The following is a 9,714-nucleotide window of genomic DNA, read 5'->3' as shown; positions in this document are numbered from 1 at the left end:
TGCCGATATCAGGATTCCGACCGTTTGTATCTCTTCACGCCATTCGTGCTCGACGAGGCCGCCGGAAGGATTGCGGTCAAGTTGGTTTCGACCGATGGGCGATACTTCGATGCCTCCAAGAAAATCCCCCTCGGTTGGGTTGTCGCATCCATAGACGAGCCCGGCGTCGTGTCCGAGCCGCGGCTGGACATCGTCGTCGAGGGGGTCTCAGAACGCTAGCCCGGCCTTTCGGGGAGCTTCTCCATCCCGAATCGGCCCGCTTCTTCTCCCATCAGATCGATGAGTGCCCGCTTGGTTTCGCCCGGGAGACCGGACGGCTCATAGCTGCCGATCAGCCGCTCGACCTCCGCGTGCGCTCGGTCGCCAAGCGTCCGCCCGCCCTCTGCCTCCCACCGCGGGCGGTTCGCCCGATCGATCACCGGTCCGGTGAAATGGTGTTCTTCTCGGAGATACCGCATCGAGTGCTCCGAGATCAAGAGATGCTTTTCACGCAGGAGCTCTTCGAAATGCGGCCGGGCCGGAAAATCTTCCTTCGCATCGATGCCCTTGAGCATACGCATGGTGATGCCGCAGATCTCGTTGTCGAGCACGAGTTTTTCGAGGCTCAGACAGCTCTCGAAATCGAGCATCCCAGGGCCGGAGACGTTGTTGATGCCTGCGAGGGCCGCGAGCGTCGCGCCTATACCATCCTCGAGACCGCACTGGGCGTCGAGGAGCTTGGCATCGCTGAGCGCGATGTACGCCTGGGTGGGCATACCGAGATGTTTGCCGATCTCGGAGTACGCGCAGTCGATCATCATCGTCTCGATCGCCCCCATCGGCGTGGTTTCGTATCGCACGTCGAAGATGGCCGGTGAACCGCCATACAGGACCGGCGCGCCGGGGTTGGCGAGCTGGCTGATGACGACCCCGCTCAACGTCTCAGCGGTGTGTCCTACGAGGGTGCCGACCAGCGTGACCGGCGCCATGAAGCCGGCCAGTGGCATGGCGATGAGCTCGATCGGGATTCCGTGCCGCCCGCAATCGACGACGTTCTGCGAGGTCACCGTGCTCCAGCTCAGCGGCGAGGTAGGGCAGCACGAGAAGACGGTCAGAGGTTTCTCGCGCAGGGCCGTTTCGGAGCCGCGAACCGCGACCTGGAGATTCTTCATCAGTTCGAAAGACTCGATGGTGAAGGTTCCGGTAACAACCGGCTTTTCCCCATACAACAGGCTCAGGAACAGGCGGTAGCTATCGGAGACCTGTTCGGGGACATCGGCCGGGATCATTGCCGTGCTCTGTGACGCGATGTTGTCCAGCTGGCTCACGATTTTCACGTAGGCGGCGTAGTCGGCGGTCGTGGGCTTGCGGATCTCGTGGCTGCCGTGGTCGAGGATGTGAAGAGCGGCTGAGCCGGGAGTGAAGTGGACGTTGTCGCCCGCAAGATCGTGAGTCCGGTTTCCGAGCACGTCGAAAAGCTCGAACGAGCGCGGGACGGTGCTCAGCGCCCGCTCGATATTGTCCCTGGTGAACACGACGTGCTGACCGCTCAGGTCGACATGAGCGCCGTGATCACCGAGCATCGCCAGAATCTCGTCATTGTGAAGATCGACTCCAAGCGTACAGAGGAGGTCCGTCGCCTCCGACACGATCCGTTCGATGAGGTCCTCGCTGAGAAATCTGACGCTCGGCCGCATGTTATCCCCCACTTCGATGAGTTCTCGCATACCGCCGGGTGCCGTACCACGTGAACGACGCCGCCCGGCCACGACATATTAGCGCGCCGAAACCTCCCCGGCCACGTAGATTGCAGCCTGCTGAAGATATGAGATAAATGACTCGAGAAAGATGGCTGAGATATTCGAATCGACGGTTCTGAACGGCATGCAGCTCGCCAACCGGCTCGTCCGGTCGGCGACCTGGGAAGGTCTCGCCACAGACGACGGCACCGTCACACCAGCGTTGCTGCGCATCTACGAGGAGCTTGCCGAGGGAGGGGTCGGCCTCATCATCTCGAGCTACCTCTATATACAGGACGTCGGCAAACAGGCAAAAGGTCAGATCGGCGTCCACACTGACGGCGCGCTCCCTGGCCTCTCCGATCTGGCACAGGCGGTTCACGATCGAGGCGGCAAGATCGCCGGGCAGATCGTCCACTGCGGTGGCCAGGCGGATCGGCGTCAGAACGGCGGGCTCCAGCCGGTCGCACCGAGCTCCGTCGAGAGCCCGGGGTACTCGGTGACGCCCAGTGCGCTGTCGATCGAAGAAATTCGCCAGGTCATCGACGATTTCGCCGCCGCCGCTCGACGGCTGCAGAAAGCAGGTTTCGACGGAATTCAGCTGCACGGCGCCCACGGCTACCTGCTGGCGCAGTTCCTGTCGCCGCTGCGCAACCGACGCGACGATGAGTATGGAGGCACTCTCGAGAACCGAGCGCGGTTCGGCCTCGAGGTGTACCGGGCTGTACGTTCTGCCGTCGGCCGCGAGTTTCCGGTGATGATCAAGCTCAACGCCTCGGATTTCCTCGACGGTTCGACGACCGAGGAGGATGCGTGCTTTCTCGCCTCGGCTCTGGCGACTGAAGGCGTCGACGCCATTGAGGTCTCCGGCGGCACCCCGGGCTCGGGCAAGCTTGGCGCTGCCCGCCCCGACATCAAGACGCCCGAAGACGAGGCCTATTTCCTGCCACAGGCCGATGCGATCAGGGGCGTGGCCCCCTCGGTTCCACTGATGATCGTCGGCGGGATTCGATCGATCGAAGTCATCGAGGAAATCCTCGACTCAGGAGCCGCCGACTACTTCTCCATGTCCCGCCCCCTGATCCGAGAACCTGGGCTGCCAAAGCGCTGGCAGCGCGGCGACGTTCGCAGAGCCGCCTGCATTTCGTGCCTGGGATGTTACGGTCCGGCGCGCAAGGGCGAGGGGATCCGCTGCGTGCAGGCCTAGCCCGGAATATTCATGAGGGTTCGTCGCGGGGAAGGCGAGGTGCTGTGACTGGTGGGGATTGCGACCCGACGAGGCGCGCAGGCGTGCTTGGCGGTACACCGAGCACCCCGAGGCGAGCAATCACCGCTGGGTGCGGTTCATCGCCGGCCGCAGCAGGAGCCGCATGAATAATCCGGATTAGATCGTCACCGCTGTCAGGCCGAGGGTGAGAGCCATGGTTGCGATCAGCGCAACGATATAGCCGGTAAGCAGAACCACCATCTTGAGTGTCGTGATCGAGCGACCTTGCCCGTACACGCGGCGCAGAGCGAGGAAGGTGTACGCGGCAATCACGACGGCTGCGACGCCGTTCCCCGGTCTGACGTCCTTCGGCGCGCCGATTCCGATGTCGACCGCCAGCCCGACCACCAACGCCAGAAAGGCGAAGCTATGGAGGTGAAGCGAGAAGACGAGGTGGGCCAGATAGCGCCGGCCGCGGTAGAGCAGATACAACAACAGGGCGAATACCGGCACCAAGACGATAATCGATTTCGCGAGTCGGTCGGTGAAAAGCCGGTCGAGACGTTTCGGATCTTCTTCGGCGACTTCAGCCAGCGGCACCAGGACCTTCGTCAGGAGCGACGAATCATGTGTCTCCTCAATAACAGAGTCCCCGATCTCTCGTTCGGAGAGTTCGATGTGTACGGCGTTGTCCACGTCACCGGTCTCCGAGATGCGGACCATTGAATAATCGGAGAACGCGAGCACGACAAACAGCAGCAGACTGAAAATGAAATAAAGCTTGAACGGGTGGACGTAGCGAGCGCGGCGGCCGTGCATGAATTCGATGGTCAGGAAACCGGGCCGCCTGATGAGTGGCCACAGAGTGTGGAGGATGCGCGCATCGAAGGCGAGAAACGAGTCCATCGCCTCGCGCGCAATATCGCGGAACGGCTGATCGAGATCGAGCTGCCGCTGCCCGCAGGAGGAGCAGTAGTCCCCGCCCAACTCCGCCGAGCAGTTGGGGCAGGAACCTTTTTCGTCCGAGTTCGTTTCTCTCGAAGACATGTCGCCAGCCATTTTAGGGAAATTCATGTCACACGACGAGGAAATCCTCGGAGGCGGGGACATGCCTCCCCTCTCCCCACTGTCGAAACCGGTACTCATTGCGGCGGTCCTGGCGAAGCTTCTGATGCACCTGCCAGGGCTCTTCCGCTATGGGTATTTCCGCGACGAGCTCTACTTCCTCGACTGCGCCAAACACCTGGACTGGGGGTACGTCGACTGCGCTCCGCTGGTCGCCGTGTACGCCAAGGTCGCACTTCTTCTCGGTGGATCGCTGCCTGCGCTGCGGGTCCTGCCGATGCTGGCCGGAGCCGGCATGGTGGTACTTACGGTCCTGCTGGCGAGACAACTTGGCGGCGACGCGTACGCGCAAGCCCTGGCTGCGGTTGGCATTCTGATCGCACCAGTTCACCTGATGATCGACAGCGTTCTGTCGATGAACGCCTTCGAGCCCCTCTTCTGGATGGGTTGCGCATACGTCCTCATCCTCATCCTTCGCGGCGCCGATTCTCGTCTGTGGCTCGTCTTCGGCGCGCTCGCTGGCTTCGGACTGCAGAACAAGCATTCGACGCTTTTCTTCGGTGCCGCTGTAGCTGTGGCGATCCTCGTCACTCCTCTTCGCCGCGAGCTGCTCAAACCCTGGATCTGGCTCGGCGCCGCGATCGCATTGGCCATCTTTCTGCCCAACATCATCTGGCAGTGGCAACACGATTTCCCGACGATCGTGGACCTGCAAAACGTTCGCGAGGCAGGCAAGAACGTCGAGCTCGCGCCGCTCCCGTTCTTCGCCGAGCAGGTCATGATCATGCATCCCATCACCGCGCCGATATGGTTGGCCGGACTGTGGTTCCTGATCGTCGGCCGGGGACGAGGTTTCCGTGCCGTCGGAATCACTTATCCCGTGCTCCTCGCACTGTTCATGTTGTTCAAGGCGAAAAGTTATTATCTCGCGCCTGCCTACCCGATGCTGGTCGCAGCCGGCGGTGCCGCCATCGCCGCCTGGTGCGAGCGCCTCGCGACGCCGCGACGACAACTCGTAACCAAGGCTCTGATCATGGCGATCGTGCTCCTTTTCGGAGCACTTCTCACGCCGATCGCCCTGCCGGTGCTCTCGCCGCAAAGCCAGGTCGAGTACCTGGCGCACCTCGGTTTCGAGCCCTCGAAGACCGAGGTTGCCCATGTCGGACCGCTGCAACAAATCTGGGGAGATCAGTTCGGTTGGCCGGAACTCGTCGATGACATCGCCGAAATCTACTGGGCGCTGCCGGAGGAGGAGCGCTCGCGTACCGGGATCTTCGCCAGCAACTATGGCGAGGCGGGAGCGATCAACCTCTTCGGGCCGCAGCACGATCTGCCGCCCGCCATCTGCGCCCACCAGACCCACTCGATGTGGGGCCCCGGAGATTTCGACGGTGACCAACTGATCTGGCTACAGTGGTCACCCGAGTCGATTGAAGAAATCTGCGGATCCGTTGAGATCGCCGGTGAGCACTATCACCCCTGGGGCATGGCGGAGGAGAATCGGCCAATCCTCCTCTGCCGGCAGCTCGATCCGCCCCTCTCACAGCTCTGGCCTCAGCTCACGCACTGGAACTAGCCTGCATAACTCACCAACTGTCTGCTGCGGCCGGCAATCTGCAGCAATCTGCGGCGTTTGCTCCCTTCAGGGTGCTCCGCGTTCCATCAAGTACGCGTCCGCGCCCTTCGGGTCGCAAACCCCACATCTCACCGCACCTTCCCGGCCTCTCGACGAAAGCTGGTGAGATAAGCAGGCCGGCCTACATACCTCAGGGTGACCGACATCGTCGGTGGGTGGAGCCTTCTCAGGGTCGATGCCCTGATCACCTCCTCCGAACCCGCTTCAAGGACTCCCGAAACCCGCAGCGTCACTACGGAATCTTCTGCGAGGCCAGCGAAAGACTCGCGTATCTTACTTTCGAGTTCTGTCGGCGAGAGGTTGGCGACGTCAAGGGCGATCGTGCACATCGGGCGTGCGGGAAGCTCGTGGAAAACCCACCGCGCCACCCGTCCATCGCCGGTGCTGGTCTCCAGCTCGAGAATCAGGAAACCCTTCGGTTCCTCACTCTCTGCGAGGCTGGTGCGCTCGATCGACCCGGGATAGAAGACCGGCGCTGCCAGCAACTGCCCGCCGAGGTCCCGAGTCAGGACCTGCGATCGGTGGATGTGGCCACAGAGGACGGCGGCAATCCCTGACGGGATATCGCTGCCACGAACGATGTCAGCACCGTGCCGGAAAGTATGACCCTTGACCCTCGCACCCTCGACCGTCTGGTGGATGCAGAGCAGCCGGATTCCGGAGTCCGCCGCCAAAACACCACACTCGGAAACGAGCGCTTCGAATCGATCCCGAATGCCGTCGCGCTCACACGGAAACCCGCCCACGGCTACCCGTGTCTCGTGCACATCGATTGCCACCGTCCGCGGCCGATCGAGGAGGTGCAGGTTCTCGTGGGCGGCAAGCAGCGGATACGGGAGGGCCGACCGCTCGTGGTTGCCGGGTACCAACACCACGGGTACCCCGGCATCGGCGACCTCGAGCAGCGGCTCGAGGGCTTGTTCGACCAACCAAGACGGCACCTTACTACGATAGAGCAGATCACCGCCGTGGACGACGAGGTCAGCCTCACCTCTCAGAGCCGGCTCGAGAGCGAGGCGAGTGTTGACGAAGAAATCCGACCCACGCCTTCTCTTCTTCACTCTCGGCCTCGCCGGTAAATCGAAACCGAGGTGGGTGTCGGCGAGGAGAAGAACCCTGATCACTGCTACAGCCTACATCCGCGCCGCGTACAGTTGACCGTTTGTTATGGCTGGCCAAGTAACCGGTAGCCTTCGATCGCTTCGCCCGTCAGGGGTATGAAAAGGAGCGTAGGGGAAAAGGGCCAGAGGAGACGTGACGTCTCCCCTTTTCGCTTGTTCTCCTTTTCTCCCCTGCTAAATACAATTCTCGACCACAGTCTATTGCCCACTGGGTGGGCGGCCCTACGAGGACGAGGCTGCGGTCGTCACCGTACATGCCGCCATGCATGCAATCATCGCCGCCTGTTGCGCTTCGATAATGGCCTGCACGGCCCTCAAGTTGGCGGCGGTAGCCGCGTCCTCGAGGTCCTTCATGCGCTCGACCTCTTCCGCGAGGACGACCCCGGCAGCGATGGAAAACGCGATGTCTGAGGTCGGTCTGGGTTTCTCCTCGCGGAGGCGATCACGGTACTCGATCACCCTCGGCACGACCTCGTCGACGTGACCGCCACCGAGAACGAGCAATGCGACCTCGTCGTAGTGGCTCTGCCACACCCGCTGTTTCGAGTCCTTCAGAGCCCTCGCCATTCGGTCGAAGCGGTGTGCGGCTTCCCGCGGACCCTGATCAGAGAACATCAGCAGCTGCGAGGCGAGCTGAAGCTGCTCTCCGGCCGAGTAATTCGCCGCTCTGAGAAGCTGATAGATGTGCTCGGCTTCCATTCCGATTTGCTCGACGCTGACATCTCGCGTCGCGTGCATGGCCGCCATCGGGTAGTCATCGACTCCGGTCAGAAACCAGTGATCCTCGTCCCATCGGTCGATAATCGCCTTGAGCCGAGCGATGGTGTCACTCGAAGGGACACTGTCATCGGCATCGAGGACCAGGATCAGTGCTGCCAGAAGTGGACGGGCCCCGTTGCGGCTGAGCTTGAACGCTTTGAAGGCGTCCAGAGTCTCCCTGGTTCGCTGGACAGTCGTCACCGGGTCGAGTTTTCTTCGGATCAGGATGGCAGCGACAGCGTGGCGAATCGCCGAACCGAGCGGCGAGAAACCTCCCGCTTCGTCGGCCATCGCCTTGGCGGTGGCTTCCAGGTCGGATCCGGGATCTGCCATGTCTGTAGCCGCCAGCGTAAGGGCCGCAAAGCGCAGCACATCGGTCCCCGTGGTCCACCGTTTTCGCCGCCTGAGACCCTCAAAGACTTCGAGATAGCGTTCGATCGAATCCATCCTGACCCCTTTTCTTCGCTGATCATTCTACGTGCGGCAGTCGACGTCGATTCCCGATCGCCAATGGTCTGCTAGGATGGCGCCGGCTGCAACCCGATGCAGTCTCACGTGAATGGGGGATTCACAGATGCGTATCTTCGTTTTTATCCTCATGTTGACAATTTCTACGACCGCGGGTTTCGCCGATGAGGGCATGTGGCTGCCCAGCCAGTTGCCGAACATCGCCGACCACCTTCGCGCCGCGGGTCTCGAGACGCCGCCCGAGAATTTCGCCGATCTCACCGGCGACCCGATGGGCGCCATCGTTTCACTTGGAGGATGTTCGGCCTCATTCGTCTCGCCCGAGGGCCTGATCGTCACGAATCACCACTGCGCCTACGGCACGATTCAGTACAACTCGACGGAGGATATGAACCTGCTCCAGGACGGGTTCCTGGCATCCGACCACGAGGCCGAACTCGCCGGGGCGCCGGGATCCAGGGTCTACGTCACGCTCTCGGTGACAGACGTCACGGACCGCGTGCGATCCGCGATTCCGGAGGGTGCCGATGGGCCGGCCCGCTTCGACGCCGTAGAAAAGGTCGAGAAACAGATTATCGCCGAGTGCGAAAAGACCGCCGGCCACCGTTGCAGGGTCTCCTCGTTCTTCGGCGGCGTCACTTTCCGCCTCTATGACCAGCTCGAGATCAGAGACGTCCGGCTGGTCTACGCCCCACCGTCATCAGTCGGTAAGTACGGCGGAGACATCGACAACTGGATGTGGCCGCGGCATACAGGCGACTTTTCATTTTATCGGGCATACGTCGGGCCCGACGGCATGCCAGCTGATTTTTCGCCCGACAACGTTCCCTACCGGCCGGCCCACTGGCTGGAGGTCGGAGTCGACGGCGTCGAGGCCGGAGACTTCGTCATGGTGGTCGGATTCCCGGGACGGACCGGCCGGTACCGACTCGCCTCGGAGGTCGAGGAAGTCATCCAATGGACCTATCCACAGCGCATCGCCCGCCGCCAGGAGAGCCTCGATATCATCGAGCGCGAGACCGAAGGCAGGCCGGAAGCCGCCCTCGCCTACGCAGCAACCAGCTCCTACCTCAACAACTCGCTGAAGAACGCGCAGGGCATGAAGGCGGGTTTCGAGAAATCACACTCGATACCGCGCAAGAGGGCGCTCGAGGCAGACCTCGCGGCGTGGATCGCCGCCGACCCGGACCGGCGAAACGAATGGGGCGGCACCATCACCGAGCTCGAGGAGATTCTTGACGCGCAACGAGCCCACCGCGCCCGCGACCAGGAGCTGAGCTCCCTGAAATATAACCAGCTGATTTCGGCATCGACGATCGCGTACCGCCTCTCGCGCGAACGAGAGAAACCGGACGCCGAGCGCAAACCCGGGTACCAGGAGCGCGACCTGCGCCGGATTCGAGCACGGATCGCCCGATCGGCGCGAAGCTTCGATCCGCAGGTGGACATGGCATTGCTGCAGGCCAATCTCGAGCACTACGCCGCTCTGCCCGCCGAGGACAGGGTCGCTGCGATCGACCAGTGGTTCGACCTCGAAGGCGATGCCGATCCGAATGAGGCCATCGCGTACAACCTGCACGGGATGTACTCCGCCACGGACCTTGTCGACGTGAAGGCTCGGCTGGCGTTGCTCGAGGCTGACCGCGCAGAGCTCGAGGCGAGCGAGGACCCGTTCGTGCAGTTCGCCGTAGCCATGTACGACTCGAACATGGCGCTGGAGGCGGAGAAAGAGGCGCTGGA

The 9,714-nt window shown here is 62.3% G+C and carries 8 protein-coding genes; 4 read left to right on the top strand and 4 right to left on the bottom strand.

Features of this window, described 5'->3' with window-relative positions:
- On the top strand, positions 1-219 hold a 219-nt coding region (locus tag LJE93_13570; protein MCG6949934.1), incomplete at its 5' end, for a hypothetical protein.
- Here the strand turns inward: LJE93_13570 and LJE93_13565 are convergent.
- Positions 216-1,748, bottom strand: coding sequence for a trimethylamine methyltransferase family protein (locus LJE93_13565; protein MCG6949933.1), 1,533 nt, complete (start codon positions 1,746-1,748; stop codon positions 216-218). The genes LJE93_13570 and LJE93_13565 overlap by 4 nt on opposite strands.
- 79 nt (positions 1,749-1,827) lie before the next feature.
- On the opposite strand from LJE93_13565, the gene LJE93_13560 reads away from it, so the two are divergent.
- Positions 1,828-2,925: an NADH:flavin oxidoreductase gene (locus tag LJE93_13560; protein MCG6949932.1), complete on the top strand. Its 1,098-nt coding sequence runs from the start codon at positions 1,828-1,830 to the stop codon at positions 2,923-2,925.
- Positions 2,926-3,102: 177 nt separating this feature from the next.
- On the opposite strand, the gene LJE93_13555 is transcribed toward LJE93_13560, so the two are convergent.
- The gene (locus tag LJE93_13555) at positions 3,103-3,972 is read right to left on the bottom strand and encodes a DUF3667 domain-containing protein (protein ID MCG6949931.1); all 870 of its coding nucleotides are present in this window, start codon (positions 3,970-3,972) and stop codon (positions 3,103-3,105) included.
- 25 nt (positions 3,973-3,997) lie between these two features.
- Here LJE93_13555 and LJE93_13550 point away from each other — a divergent pair, with 25 nt between their 5' ends.
- Positions 3,998-5,566: a glycosyltransferase family 39 protein gene (locus LJE93_13550; protein ID MCG6949930.1), complete on the top strand. Its 1,569-nt coding sequence runs from the start codon at positions 3,998-4,000 to the stop codon at positions 5,564-5,566.
- 128 nt (positions 5,567-5,694) lie between these two features.
- On the opposite strand, the gene LJE93_13545 is transcribed toward LJE93_13550, so the two are convergent.
- Positions 5,695-6,750 carry a metallophosphoesterase gene (locus LJE93_13545; protein ID MCG6949929.1) on the bottom strand — a complete coding sequence of 352 codons (1,056 nt, stop codon included), beginning with the start codon at positions 6,748-6,750 and terminating at the stop codon, positions 5,695-5,697.
- Positions 6,751-6,969: 219 nt separating this feature from the next.
- Positions 6,970-7,953: a DUF4003 domain-containing protein gene (locus LJE93_13540; protein MCG6949928.1), complete on the bottom strand. Its 984-nt coding sequence runs from the start codon at positions 7,951-7,953 to the stop codon at positions 6,970-6,972.
- A 127-nt stretch (positions 7,954-8,080) separates the two neighbouring features.
- On the opposite strand from LJE93_13540, the gene LJE93_13535 reads away from it, so the two are divergent.
- A partial coding sequence (locus tag LJE93_13535) for a S46 family peptidase (protein ID MCG6949927.1) occupies positions 8,081-9,714 on the top strand: 1,634 nt, incomplete at its 3' end.

It is taken from the genome of Acidobacteriota bacterium (assembly GCA_022340665.1).
GTDB lineage: Bacteria > Acidobacteriota > Thermoanaerobaculia > Thermoanaerobaculales > Sulfomarinibacteraceae > Sulfomarinibacter.
The sequence above is the reverse complement of the archived record's forward strand: the minus strand, read 5'-3'. Positions and strand labels throughout refer to the sequence as shown.